The sequence below is a fragment of the Shinella sp. WSJ-2 genome (assembly GCF_003432075.1).
Taxonomy (GTDB): Bacteria; Pseudomonadota; Alphaproteobacteria; order Rhizobiales; family Rhizobiaceae; genus Shinella.
Genome location: NZ_QWBU01000009.1, coordinates 1 through 24,227 on the forward strand (window position 1 = coordinate 1; position 24,227 = coordinate 24,227).

The 24,227-nt window shown below is 59.3% G+C and carries 21 protein-coding genes and 1 pseudogene; 14 read left to right on the plus strand and 8 right to left on the minus strand.

Going from position 1 to position 24,227, the window contains the following annotated elements:
• Positions 1-316: 316 nt before the first annotated feature.
• From D0Y60_RS18190 to D0Y60_RS18205, 4 genes and pseudogenes are all read left to right on the plus strand, one after another.
• A complete protein-coding gene (locus D0Y60_RS18190; protein ID WP_117371398.1) occupies positions 317-1,288 on the plus strand; it encodes a hypothetical protein in 972 nt (323 codons plus the stop codon).
• A 196-nt stretch (positions 1,289-1,484) separates the two neighbouring features.
• Positions 1,485-2,255, plus strand: a pseudogene (locus D0Y60_RS18195) (IS3 family transposase); the annotation flags it as partial.
• Positions 2,256-2,329: 74 nt separating this feature from the next.
• A complete protein-coding gene (locus D0Y60_RS18200; RefSeq protein ID WP_245409222.1) occupies positions 2,330-2,635 on the plus strand; it encodes a transposase in 306 nt (101 codons plus the stop codon).
• 284 nt (positions 2,636-2,919) lie between these two features.
• Positions 2,920-4,611: an FAD/NAD(P)-binding protein gene (locus D0Y60_RS18205; RefSeq protein ID WP_117371399.1), complete on the plus strand. Its 1,692-nt coding sequence runs from the start codon at positions 2,920-2,922 to the stop codon at positions 4,609-4,611.
• On the opposite strand, the gene D0Y60_RS18210 is transcribed toward D0Y60_RS18205, so the two are convergent.
• Positions 4,596-5,282, minus strand: a complete 687-nt coding sequence (locus tag D0Y60_RS18210; RefSeq protein ID WP_158565519.1) for an MOSC domain-containing protein — start codon at positions 5,280-5,282, stop codon at positions 4,596-4,598. The two genes, D0Y60_RS18205 and D0Y60_RS18210, sit on opposite strands and share 16 nt — an antisense overlap.
• Positions 5,283-6,201: 919 nt before the next feature.
• Here D0Y60_RS18210 and D0Y60_RS18215 point away from each other — a divergent pair.
• On the plus strand, positions 6,202-6,843 hold the full coding sequence (locus D0Y60_RS18215) for an HD domain-containing protein (protein WP_117371544.1): 642 nt from the start codon (positions 6,202-6,204) through the stop codon (positions 6,841-6,843).
• A 30-nt stretch (positions 6,844-6,873) separates the two neighbouring features.
• Here D0Y60_RS18215 and D0Y60_RS18220 read toward each other — a convergent pair whose 3' ends face one another.
• Positions 6,874-7,836 (minus strand): GlxA family transcriptional regulator, encoded by a 963-nt coding sequence (locus D0Y60_RS18220; protein WP_117371401.1) that lies wholly within the window; start codon positions 7,834-7,836, stop codon positions 6,874-6,876.
• Positions 7,837-7,944: 108 nt separating this feature from the next.
• A complete protein-coding gene (locus D0Y60_RS18225; protein ID WP_117371402.1) occupies positions 7,945-9,357 on the minus strand; it encodes a PLP-dependent aminotransferase family protein in 1,413 nt (470 codons plus the stop codon).
• A 93-nt stretch (positions 9,358-9,450) separates the two neighbouring features.
• Between D0Y60_RS18225 and D0Y60_RS18230 the strand changes: the two genes are divergently transcribed.
• The 9 genes from D0Y60_RS18230 to D0Y60_RS18270 all read left to right on the plus strand — a co-directional run bounded on the left by D0Y60_RS18230 (position 9,451) and on the right by D0Y60_RS18270 (position 17,589).
• Positions 9,451-9,870 carry a cupin domain-containing protein gene (locus D0Y60_RS18230; protein ID WP_117371403.1) on the plus strand — a complete coding sequence of 140 codons (420 nt, stop codon included), beginning with the start codon at positions 9,451-9,453 and terminating at the stop codon, positions 9,868-9,870.
• Positions 9,871-9,888: 18 nt separating this feature from the next.
• Positions 9,889-10,344 (plus strand): carboxymuconolactone decarboxylase family protein, encoded by a 456-nt coding sequence (locus tag D0Y60_RS18235; RefSeq protein WP_117371404.1) that lies wholly within the window; start codon positions 9,889-9,891, stop codon positions 10,342-10,344.
• 13 nt (positions 10,345-10,357) lie between these two features.
• Positions 10,358-11,020 (plus strand): HD domain-containing protein, encoded by a 663-nt coding sequence (locus tag D0Y60_RS18240; RefSeq protein WP_117371405.1) that lies wholly within the window; start codon positions 10,358-10,360, stop codon positions 11,018-11,020.
• 10 nt (positions 11,021-11,030) lie between these two features.
• On the plus strand, positions 11,031-11,711 hold the full coding sequence (locus D0Y60_RS18245) for an HD domain-containing protein (RefSeq protein WP_117371406.1): 681 nt from the start codon (positions 11,031-11,033) through the stop codon (positions 11,709-11,711).
• 92 nt (positions 11,712-11,803) lie between these two features.
• Positions 11,804-12,529 carry an SDR family oxidoreductase gene (locus tag D0Y60_RS18250; RefSeq protein WP_348627864.1) on the plus strand — a complete coding sequence of 242 codons (726 nt, stop codon included), beginning with the start codon at positions 11,804-11,806 and terminating at the stop codon, positions 12,527-12,529.
• An 886-nt stretch (positions 12,530-13,415) separates the two neighbouring features.
• Positions 13,416-14,723, plus strand: a complete 1,308-nt coding sequence (ugpB, locus tag D0Y60_RS18255; protein ID WP_117371407.1) for a sn-glycerol-3-phosphate ABC transporter substrate-binding protein UgpB — start codon at positions 13,416-13,418, stop codon at positions 14,721-14,723.
• A gap of 77 nt (positions 14,724-14,800) precedes the next feature.
• Positions 14,801-15,682, plus strand: a complete 882-nt coding sequence (gene ugpA / locus D0Y60_RS18260) for a sn-glycerol-3-phosphate ABC transporter permease UgpA (protein WP_117371408.1) — start codon at positions 14,801-14,803, stop codon at positions 15,680-15,682.
• Positions 15,683-15,691: 9 nt separating this feature from the next.
• Positions 15,692-16,540 (plus strand): sn-glycerol-3-phosphate ABC transporter permease UgpE, encoded by an 849-nt coding sequence (ugpE, locus tag D0Y60_RS18265; RefSeq protein WP_113461630.1) that lies wholly within the window; start codon positions 15,692-15,694, stop codon positions 16,538-16,540.
• Complete coding sequence (locus D0Y60_RS18270; protein WP_117371409.1) at positions 16,540-17,589, plus strand: sn-glycerol-3-phosphate import ATP-binding protein UgpC; 1,050 nt, start codon at positions 16,540-16,542, stop codon at positions 17,587-17,589. The genes ugpE and D0Y60_RS18270 overlap by 1 nt, the downstream gene beginning before the upstream one ends.
• A 76-nt stretch (positions 17,590-17,665) precedes the next feature.
• On the opposite strand, the gene D0Y60_RS18275 is transcribed toward D0Y60_RS18270, so the two are convergent.
• The 5 genes from D0Y60_RS18275 to D0Y60_RS18295 all read right to left on the minus strand — a co-directional run bounded on the left by D0Y60_RS18275 (position 17,666) and on the right by D0Y60_RS18295 (position 23,902).
• Positions 17,666-18,469, minus strand: coding sequence for an inositol monophosphatase family protein (locus D0Y60_RS18275; protein ID WP_117371410.1), 804 nt, complete (start codon positions 18,467-18,469; stop codon positions 17,666-17,668).
• Positions 18,470-18,502: 33 nt separating this feature from the next.
• Positions 18,503-19,561: an ABC transporter ATP-binding protein gene (locus tag D0Y60_RS18280; RefSeq protein WP_117371411.1), complete on the minus strand. Its 1,059-nt coding sequence runs from the start codon at positions 19,559-19,561 to the stop codon at positions 18,503-18,505.
• Positions 19,558-21,789 carry an iron ABC transporter permease gene (locus tag D0Y60_RS18285; protein ID WP_117371412.1) on the minus strand — a complete coding sequence of 744 codons (2,232 nt, stop codon included), beginning with the start codon at positions 21,787-21,789 and terminating at the stop codon, positions 19,558-19,560. Before D0Y60_RS18285 ends, D0Y60_RS18280 begins: the two co-directional genes overlap by 4 nt.
• Before the next feature lie 76 nt (positions 21,790-21,865).
• Positions 21,866-22,891: an ABC transporter substrate-binding protein gene (locus D0Y60_RS18290; RefSeq protein ID WP_117371413.1), complete on the minus strand. Its 1,026-nt coding sequence runs from the start codon at positions 22,889-22,891 to the stop codon at positions 21,866-21,868.
• A 108-nt stretch (positions 22,892-22,999) separates the two neighbouring features.
• A complete protein-coding gene (locus D0Y60_RS18295) occupies positions 23,000-23,902 on the minus strand; it encodes an ABC transporter substrate-binding protein (RefSeq protein WP_245409234.1) in 903 nt (300 codons plus the stop codon).
• Positions 23,903-24,227 lie beyond the last annotated feature (325 nt).

The window sequence follows — 24,227 nt, forward strand, 5'->3', positions numbered from 1 at the left end:
GCTCATGAGCCCAAAACGACGAAGGAGAAAAGGAAGAGCTTGACCGCAACCACCGACCCGAACGACATCTAATAGGCGGGTCAATTCTCGGTGGAAATGCCGGGTCAGTTCTCAGTGGCAATCAACAATCCGGCCCAACGAATACTATGAGCTAACGGCGAAGAAGAAGAAGCTCGAAATCGAGAAGGCAGTCTTCGAGCAGGATCGAGCAATCGTTTGCAAGGCCCGTGACAAGCTCAAGCTTCAACCGGAATTCTCGGGCCTCGAGCTTAGCGCTGAAGAGCACGAGAAGGCTATTGACGAACTCCTGGTGCGATTGCGGTCGCTTCTCACGACCCGGCAGGCGAGGGCGATCGAGCTTGCCGATATTCTCGACCAGCGGGCGAGCCTCGACCAGCAGATCGCCATGGTCCAGGCCTCCGCCAACGAACTGGCAGAGGACGCCGCGTGGGCCGCAGATCAGGCGGACGAAATCATGTGTCCTACGTGCGGGGTCGTCCACGCAAACGATTTCAGGAACCGCTTCGCGATCCTTGCAGATCGCGAGGAGTGCTTTGAGTTCCTGAACGGCGCGCAGCAGAAGCGGCGCCACTTAGCCGACAAGGTTGGCGAGCTCCAGCTCATGATCCGGGAGACAGACTCGACGATCGCCGGGATGCAGCGAGTCCTTGAAGAGAAGCGTGGAGAGCTCACTCTCGAGGACGTCATTGAGGCACGGGGACGGGCGGCGGCGTATGAAGTGTTCCAGGAGCAGATCAAGGAGCTTGAACACTCGATCGGCGAAAAGGCCGGTGAGATCTCGGACGCGGAGGGCGAGATCGAGAAGCTCAAGGACCCCGCCCGGCGGGACATGATCGAGAGCTACTATGCGAAGCTCATGGGCACCTACATGCGAAATCTGAACGTGCAGGAAGCCGACAACGACGCGGTCACGAAGATCGCCGGCAACGTGGTCGAGACCGGAAGCGAGCAACCGCGTCTCCTCCTCTCCTATGTTCTTGCGCTTGCGGATACCATTCAGAAGTACACAACGGCCTTCAGCGCGCCGCTCGTTATCGACAGTCCAGTTCAGCAGGAGCAGGACATGAGCAACGCTCCCGCGATTATTCGACAAGTGATTTCTAAGCGGCCGAACGGTGGCCAGACCATCATTGGAACGATCTCGCTTCATGGCAATAATCCGCTTGATGCTGATGTTATCACGTTCACTGAAAACAGGTCGGTCTTGCGAGCATCTGAGTACGACGCAACTTTCCGGAAGCTAGAGCCAATGCTCTTGGTAATGTAAGCCACTCCGGACTGCGAGCTATTGCTATCTCAAGGTGAGAGCGGAACGTAATAGGCATCGCATCCCCCGCAACGGTTGTGGGTTTTTACGTATCATTCTTCAAGCGGGTTGGCGCTATTTCCACATTGAGATTTTTGAGTCATTCGAGCGGCAGCTTTGTATGGCTCGACGTTAAGAAGTTGCCGTTCCGGTTCCGGCCCCCTTGAAGAGCCCGCTGAGCAGGCGAGCCAACGAGGACAAGCGACAGACCGAGTTGCTCCTGAAGGCATGGGAAGAAAGCGGGAAGGTCTACGGTTATCGCAAGCTGCACGACGATCTTCTCGATCAGGGCGAGATGTGCTGCCCGAACCGGGTCGCGCGTCTGACGCGTCTCGCCGGGATCAAGGCGCAGATCGGCTACAAACGCCGTCCCGGCATCTATGGTGACAGACCGTCTGTCGTCGTCGATAATACGCTCGACCGGCAATTCGACGTGACGGCTCCAGACAAGGCCTGGGTGACGGACATCACCTACATTCGAACCTGCGAGGGCTTCGCCTATCTCGCCGTCGTCATCGACCTCTATTCGCGTCGTGTGATCGGCTGGGCACTGCAGAGCCGCCAAACCACCGACGTCGTGTTGCAGGCTCTGCTCATGGCTGTGTGGAGGCGCAAGCCGAAGGAAAAGGTGCTGATCCACTCGGACCAGGGCTCACAGTTCACCAGCATGGACTGGGCCTCGTTCCTGAAGCACCACAATCTGGTTCACTCGATGAGCCGACGCGGCAACTGCCATGACAATGCGGTGGCCGAGAGCTTCTTCAATCTTCTGAAGCGAGAGCGGATACGCCGCAGGGTCTACCGTTCACGCGATGAAGCTCGCCAGGACGTGTTCGACTACATCGAAATGTTCTACAACCCGAAACGCAAGCACGCCAGAAACGGGATGCTGTCGCCCGTAGAGTTCGAGAAGCAGCAGAAAATCTAACCCGAGGGTGTCTACGAAACTCGGGGCTATTCATCTGGACTCTCTGCTGCCGTCGGAGGCTTAGCCATCGAGGAGTGAGAAATCCAGTCTGTCCGTGGCTGTTCCTTGCCGACAAAGGCTATGATGGCGACTTCCTGCGCGAGGAACTGCTGATCCACGGGATCAGGCCTGTGATCCCGCCGAAGGTCAATCGTAAGAACCCACCCGCCTGCGACGTCAGGGCCTACAAGGATCGAAACTGCATCGAGCAGATGTTCAACCGCCTCAACCAGTTCCGTCGCGTCGCGACGCGATACGACAAGGCCCGAAAATCCTTCTCAGCACTCCTCGCCCTGGCCGCAGCTAAGATATGGCTGCCATACTTTGTCAACAGGACCTAGGATAAGCGATTTTGCGATCATGGGACAGTCTGCAATTGGCGCGAAGCGGTCATGCGTGCGGTGACTCGTCATATGGTCAACTGGCCCGGAAAGCGGAAATTATTTCCGTCCCGCGCCCCATATTGACTGATATCCAAAGCCAGGAAATTATAAGCATGAATCCATTTATTATTAGCATAAACAAAACGCGAACATCTCGTTACTCTATAAACATTGGAACAACAATTTCAGTAACGCGTTGTCGAGCTGCCCTGCGAGTTCGTCGCCGGATACAGGATACATCCATGCTTCCGAGAATTGCGATCATCGGAACCGGCCCGACCGGTCTCTACACGTTCAAACAACTCATTGGCTCCTCCGATCCTTTGTCGATCACGCTTTTTGAGGCGGAGGGCGAACCGGGCAAGGGCACGCCCTATCATCCTGATATGAACGACCCGGCGATGCTCTCGAACATTCCGAGTATCGAGCTTCCGGCTTTTACCGAAACGCTGGGCGACTGGTTGCGGCGACAGGATGACGACACGCTGATGCGCCATGGCATCCGTAGGGAGGCGATCGACGAGCGTGAATTCTACCCGCGCTTGGTGCTTGGCGACTACATGCAGGCACAGTTCCAGCGCATGCTGCAGCAGGCGGCCGATCGCGGGCATCTGGTGACTGTTCTAGCGCGCCACAAGGTCACCGATATCGAAATCCAGGCAGAGGCCATCCGGCTCAGGATCGCTGATCTTGATGGCGAGGACGATGCATTCTTTGACCACGTCGTCATGGCGACGGGCCATAACTGGCCGGAAAGCACCGAAATCCGCCCCGGATATTTCGTCTCGCCCTGGCCGGCAAGCATCCTGAAGTCGGTGCGCAACGAGGCGGTCGGCATTCTCGGTACGTCTCTAAGCGGCATCGACGCGCTGATGACGGTCGCGACAGCACACGGCATGTTCTACGCAGATGCCGCCGGCGACCTGCAGTATCATCCTGTTCCCGGCACGGAAGAGTTCCGCGCGACGCTGATGTCGCGCAAGGGCATCCTGCCGGAGGCCGATTTCTACTGCCCGCTCCCCTATGTGACGCCGCTTGTCTGCACGGAAGGAGCCGTGGATGCCCTGATCGCGACAGGTCGTCACGACCTGCTCGATGACGTCTTCGAGGTGTTCCGCGGAGAGATCGTCGCGCGCGACCCCGACTATGCCGCCCGGATCGGCCTTTCGCAATTAACTGTCGAGACCTTCGCCGCCGCCTATTACGCGGACCGGACGGAGAGCGATCCCTTCGTCTGGGCGGCCAAGAACCTGGCCGAAGCCGAGGATAACAGGCAGAAGCGTTACACGGTGCCGTGGCGCTACGCGATCCTGATCACCCACGAGATCGTGGCAAAGGTCATTCCTCACCTCGACGAAAACGACCTGAAGCGCTTTCATCGGCACTTCAAGGGCATTTTCATCGACGACTATGCAACCGTGCCGCTGATGTCGATCCGCAGGCTGCTGGCGCTGTCCCGTGCCGGCAAGCTCTCGATCCTGAAGCTCGGCGAGGATTACCGGATCCGCACGGCGGAAGATGGGCTGGAGCGCGGCGCCGAGGTCGAAGTGGATGGCGAGGTCCATCGCTTCGGCGCCTTCATAGACGCGACGGGCCAGGAGACACTCTCGGCCACGGATCTTCCATTCCCGACGCTGGTTGCCCAAGGCGGCGTGCAGGAATCGGCGACCCCGAGGGCGGCTGCGATCCGGCAACCGGACCGCGATCCCGATATGGTCCGCACCGGCGGCATCGACGTCGACGCAGCCTATCGGCCACGTCTTGGCCTGATGTCGGAAGGCCGGCTCTATTGCGCGGCGATCGCCTTTTTGCTGCACAAGGAGCCCTTCGTGCAGGGCATCACCAGCGCGCGCGACATCGGTGAAACGGTTGGCCGCGCGATCCTGAGCGATATCACCGACGAGAAAACGCCGCTGTTTCAGATCTGCGCGTAAACCGGATCGCCGACACGGATGGTGACGGGCTCGGCGGGCGTGGCATAGACTCCGAGATTGCGCTTGTTGTGGCGCATGATGCCGCGCAGCACGTCGGGCTCTTCCGCGAGGCCGGGCTGGGCGACCAGCGTCATGCCGCAGCGGCGCGAAGCTTCCGTGACGCGGATATCCGCGTCCCCGATGCGCAACGTATGGCCCACCCAGTCGTTCTCGATGAAGCCTTCACCATCGTCCGTTTCGATCAGCACGGAGGGCCGGAACCGTCTTGCGTCGAGCGGCGGGAGGCCTGTCACCGCGGCGAGCGCCTCCGCCGAGGCGGTTGTCACCAGGTGAAGCGGCGCTGCCTTGTAGCGGTTGGAGACGACGGGGAAACGGTGGTCTCCCGCGCCGACGAGGCCGACTGAAACGGCAAAACCGAAATGCTCTGCCAGGCGGTCCGGCAAGGCCCCGTCATCGAGCGAATGCTCGGCGCCGTCGGCAAAGCGCAGCACCGGCAGTCCGGAGGGCGGTTGCGAGGCGGTGATGAAAAGGGCGGGACGCCAGCGCGTTTCCTTTTCGGGCGCGGCGGCAAGACCCGTATTCGGATCGAAAAGCGCAAATCGCCGGTCGCCTATGATGCCTTCTGGCGAGACGGAGATAAAGGCGAGCGTCTCCCCGCCAAGAGAACTCACCGGATAGCGCCAGACTTCCCGCACTCGACCGATTTTTCGCATAGTGGTGCCCCGTTTCTCACTATACGCCGAACATCGTTTGGTGTTCCAGAAAAGTGCGACCGGGGGCGAAGTTCGGGCTATTATTGAGAAGTTGAGGCCACCAAACGAGGGCTTCCGGGTGGGCTCAAATGGTGTCGCCGTATGTGAGACGCCGCGATTAATGGAGATTGGTTCACCAGATCGACCGCAAGCTACTCCCGAGGAAACTACGGCTATGTCGCCTAAGGGTCACCGTCCAACACGTTGCACGTTTCTGACGCATCGGGCGCAATGTCTGCTTTTAGGCAGATGCGACGACGGCCTGTATGACAGAAATGGGGGCGCAAAGCTGCCGGGCGCTCTGTGCTGCCTCACCGCAAACTTCAGGCCCGAAGGCGGAAATTATTGCCGTTAGACCGTCTAGTTGACTGATGCCCAAAGCCAGGGCACAAAGGTTGCATCCACGGTCGCTCGCGATTGGAAAACAGAGGGAATTTCAATACTTCTGCTCTAAGTCATTGAAATCATGTGAGAATCCAGGTCTCCCAGGCAGGTCATTTTGGATCAATTTCGTAACCTAAATCGGAAATTATTTCCTTGTCCGAAAAGTGACGTCTTCTCAATACGTTGAGTAATTTCGGCCGCAGTTCCTTGGACCGTTCGCCATGTTTGAAGGCGGCTTGGAAAACTGGCTGGGGACCCAGCGACCCTGCAATAACCTTCCTTCGCCGCGGGCCAGACGCTTTGCTTTAGAAGTGCGTCGATCGAGCGTGCTGCGGCTGGCCCTTTTTGGATGCCGTTTGGCACGAACAGCATCCTCGTCCTGTTTGAATTAGGGATCGTAAGGAGCGACTGTCGGCGTCATCAACGTCCCCTTCAAGGAGAAGACATGACCGACATTCCCGCCATCATTGCAGGTATCAAGATTCCCGACAGCTCAATGGCCACAGCCGCGACCGAGCTTGTTCGAGACACGGAGACCGACCTGCTCTACCACCACTCGCGACGGGTCTTCCTGTTCGGCGCCCTGACTGGGGATCGCAAGGGCCTGAGTTACGACGCCGAATTGCTCTACATCGGCGCAATGTTCCATGACATGGGCCTCATGGATTCGCATGCAAGCGAGACGGAACGGTTTGAGGTCGACGGAGCGAATGCGGCGCGGGATTTCCTGAGCGCTTACGAAATATCCGATCGCGACGTCGATGATGTCTGGGACTCGATTGCTCTCCACACCACGCCGGGCATTCCGCAGCACAAGCGTCCGACCGTCGCGCTTGTGACCGCCGGCGTCGAAATGGACGTGCTCGGCATCGGCTACGATGACTTTACAGATCAACAGCGGGAAGAAGTGTGCGCCTGCCATCCGCGGGGCCTGAAGTTCAAGCACGGCATCCTGTCTTCCTTCTGCCTGGGAACGATCCGGAAGCCGGAGACGACCTTTGGCAACGTGAAAGCCGACGTGCTTTCCAAGATGGATCCGACGTATCGGCGCGTCGACTTTGCTGATCTGATCCTCAGCTCGAAGTGGGAAAGCTAGAAGGCGGGAACCACCTCGTCGGCGGAGTGGTTAGTCGTCCAATCGCTGGAAGCTCACTCTGTACTGACCGGGGGTGACGCCCAGCCTCCTTGAGAAGACCTGCCGCATGCGGTGCGGCGATCCGAATCCGCATTTGTAGGCGATCTCCTTAAGCGCCAGATGGCTTCCCTCCAGAAGGTTGCGGGCGGCGTCCAGCCGAGCGTTTTCGACGAACTCGGCCGGCGTCGTTCGCGTCTGTTCCGAAAAAAGGCGGGCAAAGCTCCTGCGGCTCATGTGGAGGTGGTCGGCAAGCTCGTCCACCGTCAGGCGTGACCTCAGGTTTGCCATGACGAAGTCAGAGATTGCTGCCAGCGGAGACTCCGGATCCGCCGGAGCGACAATGTATGGGCTGAATTGCGACTGACCTCCCTGGCGCTGGGCGACCACGACGAGACGTTTTGCGACCGCGAGGGCAGTCTCCGGTCCGCAATCCTCCCTGACGATAGCCAGCGCAAGATCGATCCCGGCCGTCACTCCGGCCGAAGTCAGCAGATTGCCGTCCTTGACGTAAATTCGGTCTCGGTCCACGATGGCGTCTGGGAAGCACTCCGCCAAAGCGTCAGCATTCTGCCAGTGCGTCGTTACCCGCTTTCCACCGAGAAGACCTGCATGTCCAAGCACGAACGCGCCCGTGCAGACCGATCCCGTTCGTGCTGAAATCTTCGACAAGCGCCGGATGCAATCCAGCATGGCCGTATCCGGGAGTTCATCGGGCAGTTTCGGCCCGCCAGCTACAAGCACAAGATCGTAGCCGGCGACGGCTTCGTCATATGTCCGGTGGGCTTCCATCCGCATCCCATTCGAGGCCGTGAACGTGCCCTTCGGCCCGACGACCTCAACCTTATACCGGTCAGCCTGTGGCAAAAACGCGTTGGCTTCCTCAAACACGTCCATCGGACCGGAGACGTCAATGGCCTGAACGCCGGGAAAGACGACGACAGCTACTGAGCGCATGCGAAGCTCCCGCCGTGGAATTGCCAAATGAGCACGATAGCCAACCCTGTATACAATGGGGAGCCCCCGACCCTGAAGAAGCGTTGAGTAATATGATTTGGCTGCACCTTACGAACATCGCATGATTGTCTCGATCAGGCGCTCGCACGTCCGCACCACGTTCTTGACAGGTGCGGTCGCGACGCCGAGCAGCAGCCCGGCCTCGGCCATTTCAGCGGACGCGTACCAAGGCGAAAGCGGTGCGGGAAACGTGCCGAAGGTCAATGCATCCCTGGCAATCGCGACGTCGGACGCGCCCCTAGGCAGTTTAAGGAAGACCGACAGCCCCGGAGCTGAGACCTTCTCAGGACCCAGAGCGTCGCGGAAATACTCAAGAACCGGCTGCCGGGCCGCTGCATAGGCACGTTTGATCCTCCTTAAGTGCCGCATGTAGTGTCCTTCTCGAATGAACTCGGCAATCGCCAACTGAACCGACGGACCGGGAGGCGGAGACAGGCAGGCCGCCACTTCGGCGAACCGCCCTGCGAGTTCAGCAGGAGCGATAACGAAACCGAGCCGCAGGGCCGGACTGATCGTCTTGCTGAACGAACCGATGTGAATCACACGGCCGCCGTTATCGATCGAGGCGAGCGCCGGCGCAGCCCGCCCGCTCAATTGGAGTTCGCTCAGATAGTCGTCCTCAATAATCCAGGCTTCGGCGTCCTCCGCCCATGCGAGAAGTTGCAGGCGTCGCTGCAGAGAAAGCGTTGCGCCGAGTGGTGCCTGCTGGCCCGGCGTCAGCACCGCTAGCGCCGCTTCGGGGCAGTTGCGTATCCCGTGGTCGACGTTGAGCCCTTCGCCGTCGACCGGGATCGGAACCGGGAGCACGTGAGCAAGCTCCAACGCTCGCCTTGTCCACGGAAATCCTGGATCCTCGAACCACGCCTTCTGGCCGCTCAGTGCAAGCACGTTCAGGGTCAATCCAAAGCCGCCGGCGAACCCACTGGTGACGATGACCTGAGACGGCGAGCAGTTGATACTTCTTGCTACGGCCAGATACGCTGCAATCTCCCGTCTCAACTCGAGCTCTCCGCGAGGATCCGGGTACAGAGGCGGCGCGCTCAGCTCGGCGCGAACAGCACTTGCGCGCAGCCGGGCAAGCAATTTGGAGGGCATGGTATGAGATGCCGGAATGCCCATCTGAAACAATGCCGGCCCCTGAGTCATCTCAAGATACATCTCAATAAATGAGCCTGCAGACGGCGACGTCCCCCTTTTGGGAGCGGAGCGGGGACGGTCGGCCACACGCGTTCCCGCGGCCCCCGCCGCTTCGATCAACTGCGCTGCTGCGAGCTTCTCGTAGGCAGTTCGGACCGTTCCCCGTGCGACGCCAAGCTGGACCGCAAGATCCTGCCACGACGGGAGCCGTGCACCTGGTTCAAGTACCCCGTCATCTATGGCTCGGGCAATTCCTCCGCGGATCTGCTCGGACAGGGACTGCACCTGCGTCCGGTCCACGGTCAACTTCAGCAACGTGTTCATCCGGTCATGGTACACTAATTCTTCGAGTTCTTGGTTCTTTTTTCTGGATCATGATGAGGGCATCTTGAGTGCGTCTCTGAAGGAGAATGAACCATGAAACAATCAATAATACGCGCCGCAGCCGCAATCACGGCGGCGATCTCGCTTGTCGGACCCGCACCTGCTCACGACACCGAGCGAGAAAGCGTCACGCCGAAGTTCGCGCACGCGCTCGACAACATTCCTGGCAAGTCACTGCGGGTTGTCGAGGTTGACTACGCGCCCGGCGCTTCCTCGCTCCCGCACACGCACGCTCCGTCCGCCTTCATCTACGCCTACGTCCTCGCGGGCGAGGTAGAGTCGAAGGTCAACGACGGGGAAACCCATCGGTACAAAGCGGGCGAAAGCTGGTTTGAGCCACCCGGCGCCCTTCACTCCATCAGCCGTAACGCCAGCGACACTGTGCCGGCAAAACTGCTTGCCGTCTTCGTCGTCGATACCGACGACACTAAGCTGACCACTCCCCTCAAGTGAAACAAGGAGACTGAAACGATGACAAGAAGGCTCGACTATAATCAGGTTGCGCCCAACGGCGCCAAAGCGCTTGGCGGCGTCTATGGCTATGTGCTGCAGAGCGGTCTGCCGGGTGAACTGGTGGACCTCGTCTATCTCCGGGTATCCCAGATCAACAACTGCGCCTACTGCCTCGACATGCATACCCGCGAACTCCTGAAGCGCGGCGTGAAGATCGAAAAGCTCGCGCTGGTTCAGGCATGGCAGGAAGGCGGCAACCTCTTCAGTGAGGGCGAGCGCGCTGCGCTCGCTTGGGCCGAAACCGTGACTCTTGTTGCGGAGACAGGCGTACCGGACGGCGCATACGAGGCGGCACGCCAAGTCTTCGACGAGAAACAGCTTGTCGATCTGACGATCGCCATCAGCCTGATGAATAGCTACAATCGCATGGCGATCAGCTTCCGCAACACGCCTCAAGCGGTCCTCGAGGCCTGACGGAGGGCGGAACATGGCCGGTGTTGAAATCTCTGGCATCAGGCTTCCGGACAGCCGACTCGCCCGCGAAGCGAGCAAGTTCGTCCGGGAGACGGAGAGTGTGTTGCTGTTCGAGCACTCCACGCGCGTCTACTTCTGGGGCGCGATGGCCGGGCAGCGCAGAGCCCTGAAGTTTGATCACGAACTGCTCTACACGGCGGCCATGTTCCACGACGTTGGCCTCACGGACGCCTTCAATGAGAGCAGACTACGCTTTGAAGTAGACGGTGCGAATGCCGCCCGTGACTTCCTTCGCGGCCACGGCATCTCGGAAGACGACATGCAGAAGGTCTGGCTCGCAATCGCGCTGCACACGACGCCGGGTATTCCGGCACATCTGGACCCTATCGCGTGCCTGACCGCCGAAGGTGTCATGATGGACCTCGTCGGCGCCGGCTACGACGGTTTCGACGAAAACCAGCGGGCTGCCGTCGAAGCAGCGTATCCGCGCGGAGCCGACTTTGCTGAAGGCCTGCTCCAAGCCCTTTACGATGGCCTGGAGCACCGACCGGAGGTCACTCAGGGAACAGGTCTCGCCGACGTGATGGCTGACAAGAACCCACATTTCCACCGCCGCAATTTCTGCTGCCTGACGCGGAGTTCCCCATGGGCATGCAGCGATTGCAGCTCCAGCTAAGAGGTGTTCCATGTCTAAAATTCGAGAAGGCGTACGTATTCCTGACAGCCAGATCGCCCGTGACGTCACTGAATTCATCCGTGACACCGAAAGCGACCTGCTCTTTCATCACTCCGTCCGGGTCTACTTCTGGGGAGCGATGACCGGAAACAGAAAGCGCATGATCTTCGATCCTGAACTGCTTTACACAGCTTGCATGTTCCACGACCTCGGACTGACGGGACAGTATGGCGACAGCCAACTCCGCTTCGAGGTCGATGGCGCCAATGCCGCAGCCGAGTTCCTCCGAAGCCGTGGGATCGCGTCGGAGCATATTGAGATCGTCTGGAACGCTGTCGCGCTTCACACAACTCCCGGCATTCCGGAATTCATGCGCCCGGAGGTCGCACTGGTTCAGGCGGGTGCCGGAATGGACGTCGTCGGACGTGGTTTCGACGAGTTTTCGCCCGCGGAACGCGAGGCTGTCGTCGCAGCATATCCTCGCGAGGACACCTTCGCAGACGGCATCATTGACGCCTTCTATCATGGAATGAAGCATCGTCCTCAGAGCACGTTCGGTACATTCAACGACGACGTCCTCGCGTTTAAGGATCCAACGTTCCAGCGCGTCGACATTTGCAAGGCGATATTCAGCTCCCGATGGACAGTCGGACCTTGCCGCTCCGGAAACGCTTGCGATCACGCTCATTGAGCAAATGAAAATTTCTGGGTCCGACCATCACCTGCGCTTCCTACCGCGGATGCTGGATTGTCGAGCCCAGCGCATTCGATAAGAGGAAAAATATGACCATGAAGACACGAACGTTTCTCGTCACCGGTGCGACCAGAGGCATTGGCAGATCGCTATCACATCGCCTTGCCGAAGCCGGCCATCTGGTTGTCGGCATCGCACGTGGGAAGGACTCGACCTTCCCTGGAGAGCTGGCCGCTATCGATCTCGATGACGACAGAGCTGCCGCCGAGGCATTGGCAGACATCGCGAAGAAATACTCCTTTGACGGCGTGGTGAACAATGTCGGGATGGCCAAACTCCACCGTCTCGGGGAGATCGATCTGGCCGACGTCGACGATATGCTCCGCTTGAATATCCACTCGACAATCCTGACCACTCAGGCCGTCCTGCCAGGTCTCATGGAGAAGAGATGGGGAAGGATTGTCAACGTGACGAGCCTTGTGACGACCGGGACACCGCTCAGGAGCGGATATGCGGCTGCGAAGGCTGCGGTCAACAGTCTCACTCGAACGTGGGCGATGGAACTCGCCGAGACCGGCGTTACCGTCAACGCGGTTGCGCCCGGTCCAACCGAGACCGAGATGTTTCGGCGAAACACCCCCGCCGGCAGTGAGGCCGAAGCTCGCTTTCTTTCACTGATTCCGATGAGGCGCCTGGGTAAGCCGGAGGAGATTGCCGCCGCAATCGCCTTTCTTCTCTCGGAGGACGCATCCTTCATCACTGGACAGATCCTCTTTGCGGACGGTGGCGGCTCTGTAGGACGAGCCTCAGTCTGACAGTTCATAAAGAGCGGGCCGTCGACACTGACCGGATTTCACCATACGTCCGACAGCACGGAGCGACAGGCACCAAAACAATGGCGCACTTCGCAGTGGCCGAGGCCGTGAACGGAAGTTCGGTGACATGGATGGAGAAGCCGTCAGACGACGAATACGAAAAAGGTTCGCTCGCTGATTGATTAGCGGGTCACGATGGGATCGGTTTGCCCGTCGTGACTTTCCAACGTCCTCTATTCTTCCGCATAATTTCCACCCAGTAAGCGGAAATTATTGCCGCTCGCCCGTCTGTTGACTGATGCCCAAAGCCAGGGCACAAAGGTGGTGTCCACGGTCGCTCGCGATGGGAAAACACAGGAAATTTCAAGGCTTTTCTGCTAAGCTATTGAAATCATGTGAGAATCCAGGTTCTCCAGGCGGGCCATTTTAGGCCAGTCATTCGCTGAAAATCAGCGACTATTTCTCACAGAAAAAAGCGACGCCTTCTCAACAACTTGCGCAATCGTAGCTGCTGTGTTTGAGGTCATCCGTCGTGCTGAAGTGGGTCTCGCAAATTTGGCTGGGGACCCAGAAGGTAGCATCCGTTTGGGGAGTCAAGAGCCGATGGCTGGGGTTGCGAGGTGATCTAGGCTCCCACGATTAGAGCAGCGTGGAAAGCCCGCAATTAAATTGAGTTCATGTTTTCGGAAGCCCTCCCATCTGCGCCCATTGATTGTGCACAGCTTGATACAACTGCCCGTCATAATTTCGTTGCAGGTTCATTTGTTTCCATTTTGAATGAAAGACGCTTCGAACGAAGCGCGATTAAGTCAGTTCTGGGAGGTTCTGGCGCACCAAATTTCTGGTCAGCATCACGCTGGATCAGATGGAACATTAGGGAGGCATCATGTCTACGAAACCTTTCGCTGCATCAGCAGCGACCCTCGCACTTTCGCTTTCTTTCGGCGCTTCTGCCTTTGCAGCGACGGAGCTGCAGTGGTGGCATGCCATGACCGGCGCAAACAATGAAGTTGTCGATCAGCTTGCCAAGGAATTCAATGAGAGCCAGAGCGACTATAAGATCACACCCGTCTTCAAGGGCACCTATCCGGAAACGTTGAATGCCGGCATTGCCGCATTCCGTTCCAAGCAACCACCGGCAATCATCCAGGTCTTTGATGCCGGTTCGGGCGTGATGATGGGCGCAGAAGGCGCGATCGTTCCAGTTGCGGAAGTGCTGCAGAAAGGCGGCTTCGAATTCAACAAGTCGGACTATTTGGCCGGCATTGTTGCCTATTATTCGAAGCCGGACGGCACCATGCTGTCCTTCCCCTACAATTCGTCCTCGCCAGTTTTGTACTACAACAAGGACGCCTTCACGAAGGCCGGCCTCGATACAGAAAACCCGCCGAAGACCTGGCCTGAAGTCTTCGAAGCAGCGCGTAAGATCAAGGACAGCGGTGCTGCGCCCTGTGGTCTGACCTCGACCTGGCTGACCTGGATCCAGACCGAGAATTTTGCCGCCTGGAACAACGTCTCCTATGGCACCAACGAGAACGGCCTTGCCGGCGGCACCGTCGAACTGAAGGTCAATTCTGATCTATTCGTCCAGCACTTCCAGTCGATCGCCGATCTGGCCAAGGATGGTGCGTTCCGCTACGGCGGCCGCACATCGGAAGCCAAGCAGCTTTTCCTCTCTGGCGAATGCGCGATCATGACCGAATCCTCGGGTGGTCTCGGTGATATCGTGAAGTCCGGCATGAACTACGGGATTGGCCAGCTTCCCTATTACGAAGGGAATGGTCCGCAGAACACCATCCCGGGCGGCGCGAGCCTCTGGGTCTTCGGTGGCAAGAGCGATGAAGAATACAAGGGGATCGCCCAGTTCTTCAACTTCCTGTCCCAGACGGAAATCCAGGCACGCCTGCATCAGGTTTCCGGCTATCTACCGGTCACCAATGCAGCTTACGAGGCAACCAAGTCCTCGGGCTTCTACGAAAAGAACCCGGCCCGCGAAACACCGATCCTGCAGATGACCGGTAAAGCACCGACCGAAAACTCGAAGGGCGTGCGTCTGCCGAACCTGCCGCAGGTTCGCGACATCATGAACGAAGAGTTCGAAGCCATGCTGTCAGGCTCGCAGGATGCCAAGACGACGCTCGACCGCATCGTCGAGCGCGGCAATGCAGCCATCGCTGCCGTCTCCAGCAACTGATCTGACTGAATGACAACACTGCCCGTGTCTAATGATGCGGGCAGTGCTGTTTCTCTGACCGGCTGAGGAGCTTTACCTTGCACACGGTTCACTTCCCGAACAAAATCCTGCCTTACCTGCTCTTGGCGCCTCAGATCATCCTGACGCTGGTATTCTTCTTCTGGCCGGCAAGCCAGGCGATCTACCAGTCGATGCTCAGGGAGGATCCGTTTGGGCTGAAAAGCACCTTTGTCGGCTTCGCCAATTTCTCCGACATTCTCTCGGACCCCAACTACCTGCATTCGTTTCAGGTTACGATCGTCTTCAGCGTGTTGACGGCGCTCGTCTCAATGGCGGTCGCCTTGCTTCTGGCCACCGCCGCCGACAAGGTTGTGCGCGGCCAGACCTTCTACCGCACGCTGCTGATCTGGCCCTATGCCGTGGCGCCTGCCGTTGCGGGCATGCTGTGGCTCTTCATGTTCAACCCGGCCATGGGAACGCTTGCTTATCTCTTACGCTCCACAGGGTTCGAATGGGATCCGCTTCTGAAGGGCGATCAGGCCATGGCGCTCATCGTCTTTGCTGCTGCCTGGAAGCAGATCAGCTACAATTTCCTCTTCTTCGTTGCAGGTCTCCAGGCGATCACGAAGTCGCTGATCGAAGCGGCCGCGATCGACGGTGCCCGCGGTAGCAGACGGTTCTGGACGATCATCTTCCCGCTTCTGGCACCGACAACCTTCTTCCTTCTAGTCGTCAACACGGTATACGCCTTCTTCGATACCTTCGGCATCATCCATGCCGTCACCGGCGGCGGCCCGGCAAAAGCGACCGAAACGCTGGTCTACAAGGTTTATAATGATGGCTTCGTCAACCTGAACCTTGGCTCATCCGCAGCGCAGTCGGTCATCCTGATGATCATCGTCATCGGCCTGACGGCCTTCCAGTTCCGCTTCGTCGAGAAGCGGGTTCATTACGGCTGAGGATCGGACATGATTGAAAAACGCCCCATCGCCAATCTGATCGGCCATCTGATCCTCGTCATCGGCATCATCGTCGTTGCCTTTCCGATCTACTACACCTTCATTGCGTCCTCGATGAGCTCGCAGGAGATCATCCGGCCGCCCATGTCCCTGCTGCCGGGCGACCATCTGGTCGATAACTACTCGGAAGCCATGTCAGGCGGCGTCGAGCGTGTCGTCGGCGTCAGCCTCGAACGGCTGCTGTTCAATTCCTTCGTGGTCGCGATTGCGATTGCTGTCGGCAAGATCATCATTTCGTTCCTCTCGGCATTTGCGATCGTCTTCTTCCGCTTCCGGTTCCGGATGTTCTTCTTCTGGATGATTTTCATAACGCTGATGCTGCCGGTCGAGGTGCGCATTCTGCCCACCTACAAAGTGATCGTGGATCTCGGTCTGATCGACACCTATGCGGGGCTCACGCTTCCGTTGATGGCTTCGGCGACGGCAACATTCCTGTTCCGGCAGTTCTTCCTGACGATACCGGGCGAGCTGGTGGAAGCCGCGCGCATCGACAATGCAGGGCCGTTCCGCTTCATGAAGGACATTCTGCTGCCGCTGTCGACCACCAACATTGCAGCCCTCTTCGTGATCCTCTTCATCTATGGCTGGACCCAGTATCTCTGGCCGCTCCTAGTGACGAACGACGCCAAGATGAACACCATCATCATCGGCTTGCGCCGGATGGTCGATTTCACCGACGCCTCCACGCCCTGGAATTACGTCATGGTTACGGCGATCCTTGCCATCATCCCTCCCATCGTCGTTGTGGTCTTGATGCAGCGATGGTTCGTCAAAGGTCTTGTGGAGACAGAAAAGTAATGGCCCAGATTGTTTTGAACGATGTGCGCAAGATGTATGGCAATGTTGAAGCCATCAAAGGCGTGTCTCTGGAAATCGCCGATGGGGAACTCGTGGTTCTCGTCGGCCCGTCAGGCTGCGGCAAGTCTACGCTGTTGCGCATGATTGCCGGGCTTGAGAGCATTTCGGGCGGGGAGATCTCGATCGGCGACCGGGTGGTGAACCAGTTGGAGCCCTCAGAACGCGATATCGCCATGGTGTTCCAGAACTATGCGCTCTATCCGCATATGACCGTTCGCCAGAACCTCGCCTACGGATTGAAGAACCGCAATACACCGAAGGACGAGATCGACCGCCGTATCGAACAAGCCGCCAAGGCGCTTGAGATCGAGCAGTTCCTCGAGCGCAAACCGCGTCAATTGTCCGGCGGCCAGCGCCAGCGGGTTGCCATGGGGCGGGCGATCGTGCGCGAACCGGCGGCCTATCTCTTCGACGAGCCGCTGTCGAACCTTGATGCGAAGCTGCGCGTACAGATGCGCGTCGAAATCAAGCGGCTGCAGCGGTCGCTCGCCACGACCAGCGTCTACGTGACCCACGACCAGATGGAAGCGATGACGCTGGCTGACAGGCTAGTGGTGCTGAATGCCGGGCGCATCGAACAGGTCGGCAGGCCGATCGAGCTCTACGAGCGTCCGGCAACGACCTTCGTGGCAACCTTTATCGGTTCCCCATCGATGAACCTGCTTCAGATGGCAAAGTCGACCGAGAGCTGGTCGATGACATCAGATGCGGCGGTTCCGTCAGGCACGGCTAACCTCGGTATCCGCCCCGAAGACCTGCACCTGACCACGCAGGTGCCGGGGGGCGAGATCTTCACTGCAAGCGTCAAGGTCGCCGCAGTCGAGTTGGTCGGGGCCGAGAGCTACGTGCATGGAACGCTGGCCGATGGCAGCGACATCGTCTTCCGGGTAGCTGGTCGCTCGCGGATCGAGATGGATGACATTGTGCAAATCGGTGCGAAGGCATCGGACCTGCACTTCTTCGGGTCAGACGGCGCCCGTCTCAACTGATGCCATCCGGCCAAATGTAAAGCGGGGCCTCCTCGGCCCCGCTTGAACACGACGAAGAGACGATGCGGCTGCGGTCTTAGAGATTGCTCGTGTGCAAATCCAAGAGCTCATCGTAGCAGGACCGATTTGCCGCCAGGACCGGATGGCCTTGAAGGAACTCTTCGCCACGTCCTGGGAAAGGGAGGTTTTGGCCTCCAGCTTCCCGGACAAGGCAGAAGCCAGCCATGCAGTCCCAAGCGCGCATATGCGGCTCGTAATATCCGACCAGGCGGCCAGCCGCGACATAGGCCAGCATCAAGGCACCCGAGCCGTTGCGGATGAAATTACCGCCCTGCTCCATCAGGCCTGCGATAATCGCACCGACGCGTTCGGGTGTGACGAAGTTGTTGCAGCCTATCCCCGTCATTGCATTCTGCAGATTGCGGGTGGGATCGAGGTGCAGGAACTTGCCATTCAGCGTCGCACCGAAACCGAGCGCCGAGGCGTAAAGCTCATCCGAGCAGGGCACATGGATCACGCCCACGACCGGCTCCCCATCCCGGACGATCGCAACGGAAACACACCAGGTCGGCATGCCGTTGACGAAGGGAGCGGTGCCGTCGATCGGGTCGACAACCCAGGTGAAGCCGGAGGAGCCTTCGTCGTGGCCGAACTCCTCTCCCAGGAAACCGTCATTTGCGTAGATTTCGGCAACGCGCTCCTTCAGGAAGGTTTCAACATTGCGGTCCGCGATCGACACCACATCCTGTAGATCGCGCTTCGTTTCAATCACTAGCGTATCGCGCCGGTTGAAGTAGTCGAGCGCCATGGCTCCCGCTTCCGCCGCCAGCGTCTTGGCCAGGGCAAACCGCGCTGCGAGTGCCGTATCATTCACTGTCATTCTCTTTCTCCCTGGTCTTCTTTAAAAAAATCATCAGCCGCTAATGACGGAAATGCCACGGGTCTTGAACGCCAATGTGACGTCGCTCGCGGCGGCATGAGCATGATCAACGTCGTGATCTATGACAAAGAGCGTGCCGACATCGGTCTCGACCTCATATTCGACATGACCGCCGAGATAGGCGGAGTGCAGGACGCGGCCCCTCAGGCCCTCTGCGCCGGCAGCGTCGATCCGGATGGCACCGGGCCGCACGGCGAGTTTGGCAGGGCCCCGGCCCGCCTTGGCCTGCAGGCGATGCTCAAGAGTGCTGACACGCACCAAGACTTGGCCACCTTCAGATTGGACCACCTCGCAGGGCAGCACATTCGCCTCCCCCATGAAGTCGGCAATGAAGGGCGAGGCCGGCGCTTCGTAGAGTTCGCGCGGTGCCCCCGACTGGGCGATCTCGCCATCCTTCATCACGATAATCCGGTCGGAGACGGCAAGCGCCTCGTCCTGATCATGGGTCACATAGACGGCTGTGAAGCCCAGACGCTGCTGGAGGTCGCGGATTTCGGTTCGCACTCGGCGCCTCAAGCGTGCATCGAGGTTGGAGAGCGGCTCGTCGAGCAGCAGCACCTGCGGCTCGAGAACCAATGCACGGGCGACGGCCACGCGCTGCTGCTGACCACCCGAAAGCTCGGCCGGAAGGCGATGCCCCATGCCGGCAAGGCCAACGAGTTTGAGGCCTTCCTCGGCCTTCTCACGCGCCTCCTTCTTGCCCAGTCCTGACGACTGAAGGCCGTAGGCGACGTTTTCGAGCGAGGTCATGTGTGGAAAGAGCGCATAGGATTGGAAGACCATCGAGACGTCGCGTTCGTTGGCCGGCAGCATGGTGACATCCTTTCCGCCGATCAGGATCTTTCCGGAGGTCGGATGCTCAAGCCCCGCCAGCATGCGCAAAGTTGTCGTCTTGCCGCAGCCGGAGGGGCCAAGCAGGGTGACAAGCGTTCCCGGCTCGATCGTGAGTGAAAGATCATGGATGGCGGTGAAGGCGCCGAAGGTCTTGCGGACGTTCTGGAAGGTGACGGATCCGGCTTTGACGGTGATCATGCGGTTTTCTCCTGACCGAGAGGAACGGGACTGTTGTTGCCGAGACCGGCAATGCGGTTTTCGCGACGCAGCTTGCGTTCGCCGACGAGGAGTTGGAAACCACCGATGACGGTGATCATCACGACGATCAGCATCGAGGAATAGGCAATCGCCACGCCGTATTCGCCATTTTCAACCAGGCCGACGATGTAAGAGGTAGCCATGTTGTGTTCGGCACTGACGAGGAAGATGACCGCACTGATCGAGGTGATGGCTCGCACGAAGGAGTAGACGAGCGCGGCGGTGATCGCCGGGCGCAAAAGCGGCAGGATGATCTTGCGCACCGTGCGGAAGCTGTCGGCTCGAAGCGTGAGAGAGGCTTCATCCAGGCTCTTGTCGAGCTGGCTCATCGCCGCGATCCCGCCGCGTACGCCGACCGGCATGTTGCGGAAGACGAAGCAGGCAATCAGGATCAGCGCCGAGCCGGTCATTTCGAGCGGCGGCAGGTTGAAGGCCATGATGTAGCTGACGCCGATGACCGTGCCCGGAATGGCAAAGCTCATCATCAGGGCGAACTCGAAGAGGTTCCGGCCGGCAAACTTCTGCCGGACGATGATGTAGGCGGTCAGAAGTCCGACGGCTGCGGTCAACGGCGCGGAGATGAGCGAGATCTCCATGGTCGTCCAGAAGGAGTTCCAGGCAACACCCGTCCAGGCAATCGAGCCGTTCTGGATGCTGACGGAAAAGGCTCGGGCGTAATGTTCGAGGGTCAGCGTATTGTCGAGGCCCCAAGTGGTCACGAAGCCTCCGACGAGGATCATGCCGTAGATGACGACGGTGAAGATTATCCAGGGGATAACGAGAGCATGTACGCCAATCGATATGCCGCGCGGCAGGGCAATATGGGCGCCGCTGTCTCCCTTACCGGTGACGGTCGCGAAATTCTTCCCCGACAGCCAGAGGCGCTGGGCAAGAAAGGCCGACAGCGTGAAGAAGAGGAGGACGAGCGCGAGCACGGCAGCGCGCGACGGATCGTTCTGCGAGCCGACCACGGCGAAGAAGATTTCGGTCGAAAGCACGCCATTGCTGCCGCCGAGCACCAGCGGATTGCCGAAATCGGCCATGCTTTCGATGAAGCCGATCAGGAAGGCATTAGCGAGACCCGGCTTCATGAGAGGCAGCGAGACGCGCCAGAAGGTGCGCCAGCGGTCGGCTCTCAGCGTCTGCGAAGCCTCCTCCATCGATGGGCTGACGCCCTCGACGACACCGATCAGGACGAGAAACGATATCGGGGTGAAGGATAGGACCTGGGCGATCCAGATGCCTGTCAGGCCGTAAAGCCAGCGCCCAGGCTCAATGCCGAACAGACTGGACAGGGTCTCGGTAACTACACCAGCGCGACCGAACAGCAGCACGAGGGCAAGGCCAATGACAAAGGGCGGAGTGATGATCGGCAGGACGGTGAGAAGCCGCAGCCCCTTCTTGAACGGAAAGCGCGTGCGGGTCGCCACAAGTGCGAAGGCAAGGCCCAGCAACGTGGAGGCGGACGCCGTCATGATGGCGAGCGTGAAGGTGCGCCAGGCGACGCCGCAGCGGCCCTCACCCACTAGGCAGCTCAGGCTCCAGATGCCCGGATCCTGCAGGTTGCGGATGAAGCCATCCGGCTTGAAGGAACCGTCGAAATCCTGGACGGCCGCCACCAGCATGCTGCCGATCGGATAAAAAACGAAGACGAAGACGAGGAAGACAAGCAGCGAGATCGACCCAACGACGAAGGCATCGCCCTTCATCACGCCGCGCTCCACGAGGCCGAAGGCGAACATGAGCACGAAGACGATCGCCATGGTGACGGCGCCAGCGCCCATGGAGGGTTGCCCATCGGATAGCGCTCCGAAAAGGGTTTCACTGATCCCCCAGGTCCAGCCGGAGAAGCCGACCGCAAGCCCCTGCAGGCAGAGATAGACGAGGCCTGCCGCACCTGCTGCCGCAAAAAATGCACCACGGCGCATCGGGTCGGCGATGAAGCGCGCGACAGCACCAAGACCGAAGAAGAGGATGACCCCGAACAGCCAGAGACGGCCGAAGGCCAAAAGCTGCAAGATCCCTGGGGCGGTCTCCTCGGCGAAAGGAAAGCTGCCGAGCCAGCTCAGGCCGAAAAAGCCGGCTTCTTGCCGATACCAGGGAAGCAATATGAAGGACGCGGCTCCAAATGCCAGCAACAGGTCCAGTCTGCGGTTGCCATGTCTCATGGTCGACCTCATCAGTAGAAGCGGAAGAAGGAAGGGGGCCGGCGGTCCAGAAACCGCCGGCGGATAGGATCAGGCGTCAGTTGGCGACGGCACCGATTTCACGGTCCCAGCGCTCGAGCAGTACCTTGCGCTTTTCCGGATCACCATAGGTCTTGAAGTCGTAGTCGATGAGCTTAATGTCCTCGAAGCGCGGCGCTTCCTTGGGGATCTCCGCCGTCTTGTTCGAGGGAAGCTGGAAGGACTTGGCGTCCTTCATGCGCGACTGCACTTCAGGCTGCAGCGACCAGTCGTACCAGGTCTTGGCATTCTCCATGTTGCGAGCGCCCTTGACGATCGACATGGAGCCGATCTCGTAGCCGGTGCCTTCGCAAGGTGCGATCGACTTGACCGGAAAGCCCTCGGCCGTCTGGGCCACCGCATCATGCATGAAGACGATACCGAGGCCGGTCTCACCGCGGGCAGCCGCCTTCACCGGCGCGGAGCCGGACTTGGTGTATTGCGAAATGTTGGCGTTGAGTGACTTCAGATATTCGAAGGCCTTGTCTTCGCCCATGATCTGCACGAGCGAGGCGAGCGCGGTATAGGCGGTTCCGGAGGAGTTCGGGTTAGCGATCTGGATCTCGCCCTTCAGTTCCGGCGCCAGGAGGTCGGCCCAGCAAACCGGTTCTTTATATCCCTTCTGCTTGAATATCTCGGTGTTGTAACCCCAGCCGAGCGCGCCGGCATAGACGCCCACGGTCTTGAAGCCCGAGCTTTCGGCCTGGTTCTTTGCCCAATCCTGCAACTGGTCTAACATCGGCGACTTGTATTCTTCCGTCAGCCCTTCGGAAGCGGCCTGGAGATGAGGGTCGCCGGTGCCGGCCCACCAGAGGTCGGTCTTCGGATTGCGGGCTTCGGCGCGGATCTTGGCATAGGCCTCACCGGAGGACATGCGGACCATGTTGACCTTGATGTCATGGGCCTTTTCGAAATCGCCCTTCATCTGTTCGCAGATGACGACATCGGCGGCGCAGATGAGGTTGAGCTCGCCGGCAGCCATGGCCGAACCGGCAGCCAGGCTCGTGCCGGCAAAGAGAAGGGTGGAAAGAAGTTTCAGTCGCATGGGTATCCTCCTGTTGCTTGCGTCTGATGGAAGTCAAAGAAATGGGACAAGCCTTCGGCGGCGGTGCCGAGAGGGCACGGTTTCCGGGATCGTCCGGTTGGCGGAAAATCAGTTGGTCGGGTTGATCTCGCGATCGAAGCGGCTCAAGAGCCGACTTCGCTGTTCGGGTGATCCGAAGGTGGCAAAATCATAGTCCACCATCTTGATCATCGAGATGTCGGGAGCGGCGGGCGGCAGCACGGCCCGGGCATTGGACGGCACCTGGTTCTGGCCCGCGGCAGCGCCGGTCGCCTGCCCTTCTGGGCTCAGCGCAAAATCGACGAAGCGCCGCGCCTCTTCCAGATTGCGACTGCCTTTGACGATGCTGACCGCTCCGATTTCGTAGCCGGTGCCCTCGCAAGGCGCGACGATCACGAGGGGAGCGCCCGCCTCCTTTTGCGTGACGGCATCATGCATGAAGGAGATGCCGATCGTGATCTCTCCCCTGCCCGCCGCCTTGACCGGCTCTGCACCGGCCTTTGTATATTCGGTGATGTTCTGGCCGAGTTCGCGCATATAGCCAAAAGCCTCGTCTTCGCCGAGCAACTGCACGAGCGTCACCAGCGTTGTGAAGGCGGTGCCTGACGAATGCGGGTTTCCAGACAGAATGTGGCCGCGATAGATCGGCTTGGCGAGATCCTTCCAGCAGTTGGGCGCCGGCAATCCTGCAGCCGCCAGAAGCTCACCGTTATAAGCGAATCCAAGTGCGCCGGCATAAAGGCCGACGGACGTGCCGCCGGACAAGGAAAAGAAGTTCCGAGCCCAGGGCAGAAGGTCTACTTCTTGCTGGGGACGATAGGGTTCAAGCAATCCTTCATAGGCTGCCTGCAGATGCGTGACTCCGGTGCCGCCCCACCAGACATCGACCGTCGACGCGTCTTGCTCAGCCCGCACACGGTCGAGAATTTCTCCGGTGCTCATCCGCGGCATGTTGATGGCAAGCCCGGTCTTCGCCTCGTAGGTCTTTTCCATGACGGCGCACCAGACCTCGTCGACACCGCACAGAATGTTGAGCGTGTCTGCTGCCCGCGAACTCGTAGCCGTGGCAAGGGTCACAAGCACCCCTGCGCCGATGACGGTCAATAACTTCACGTCGTCCTCCCTTGGAACCTCCCCGTTCCAATGACCGAAGCATGTCTATATCGGTTCCGGCTGGCAACCCGGAGAATGGTTACCGATCTTTCAACAGGGCCGCCTCCATGCGTTTCAGGGATTTCAAATATTACAATTGTGACGTCCAGCGATAACCAGCAAATCTTTGGCGTTTTCTCCCTGCCCGGTTATGATGCTGATGGGA

Bases quoted from the DNA above. Each gene is read 5' to 3' on its own strand.
- D0Y60_RS18225 (WP_117371402.1), bottom strand. From the start codon at position 9,357: ATGAACACGTTGCTGAAGTTGACCGTGGACCGGACGCAGGTGCAGTCC.
- D0Y60_RS18220 (WP_117371401.1), bottom strand. From the start codon at position 7,836: ATGCGCTCAGTAGCTGTCGTCGTCTTTCCCGGCGTTCAGGCCATTGAC.
- D0Y60_RS18245 (WP_117371406.1), top strand. From the start codon at position 11,031: ATGTCTAAAATTCGAGAAGGCGTACGTATTCCTGACAGCCAGATCGCC.
- D0Y60_RS18275 (WP_117371410.1), bottom strand. From the start codon at position 18,469: ATGACAGTGAATGATACGGCACTCGCAGCGCGGTTTGCCCTGGCCAAG.
- D0Y60_RS18280 (WP_117371411.1), bottom strand. From the start codon at position 19,561: ATGATCACCGTCAAAGCCGGATCCGTCACCTTCCAGAACGTCCGCAAG.
- D0Y60_RS18295 (WP_245409234.1), bottom strand. From the start codon at position 23,902: ATGGAAAAGACCTACGAGGCGAAGACCGGGCTTGCCATCAACATGCCG.
- D0Y60_RS18230 (WP_117371403.1), top strand. From the start codon at position 9,451: ATGAAACAATCAATAATACGCGCCGCAGCCGCAATCACGGCGGCGATC.
- D0Y60_RS18290 (WP_117371413.1), bottom strand. From the start codon at position 22,891: ATGCGACTGAAACTTCTTTCCACCCTTCTCTTTGCCGGCACGAGCCTG.
- D0Y60_RS18240 (WP_117371405.1), top strand. From the start codon at position 10,358: ATGGCCGGTGTTGAAATCTCTGGCATCAGGCTTCCGGACAGCCGACTC.
- D0Y60_RS18285 (WP_117371412.1), bottom strand. From the start codon at position 21,789: ATGAGACATGGCAACCGCAGACTGGACCTGTTGCTGGCATTTGGAGCC.
- D0Y60_RS18250 (WP_348627864.1), top strand. From the start codon at position 11,804: ATGACCATGAAGACACGAACGTTTCTCGTCACCGGTGCGACCAGAGGC.
- ugpE (WP_113461630.1), top strand. From the start codon at position 15,692: ATGATTGAAAAACGCCCCATCGCCAATCTGATCGGCCATCTGATCCTC.
- D0Y60_RS18235 (WP_117371404.1), top strand. From the start codon at position 9,889: ATGACAAGAAGGCTCGACTATAATCAGGTTGCGCCCAACGGCGCCAAA.
- D0Y60_RS18205 (WP_117371399.1), top strand. From the start codon at position 2,920: ATGCTTCCGAGAATTGCGATCATCGGAACCGGCCCGACCGGTCTCTAC.
- D0Y60_RS18270 (WP_117371409.1), top strand. From the start codon at position 16,540: ATGGCCCAGATTGTTTTGAACGATGTGCGCAAGATGTATGGCAATGTT.
- ugpB (WP_117371407.1), top strand. From the start codon at position 13,416: ATGTCTACGAAACCTTTCGCTGCATCAGCAGCGACCCTCGCACTTTCG.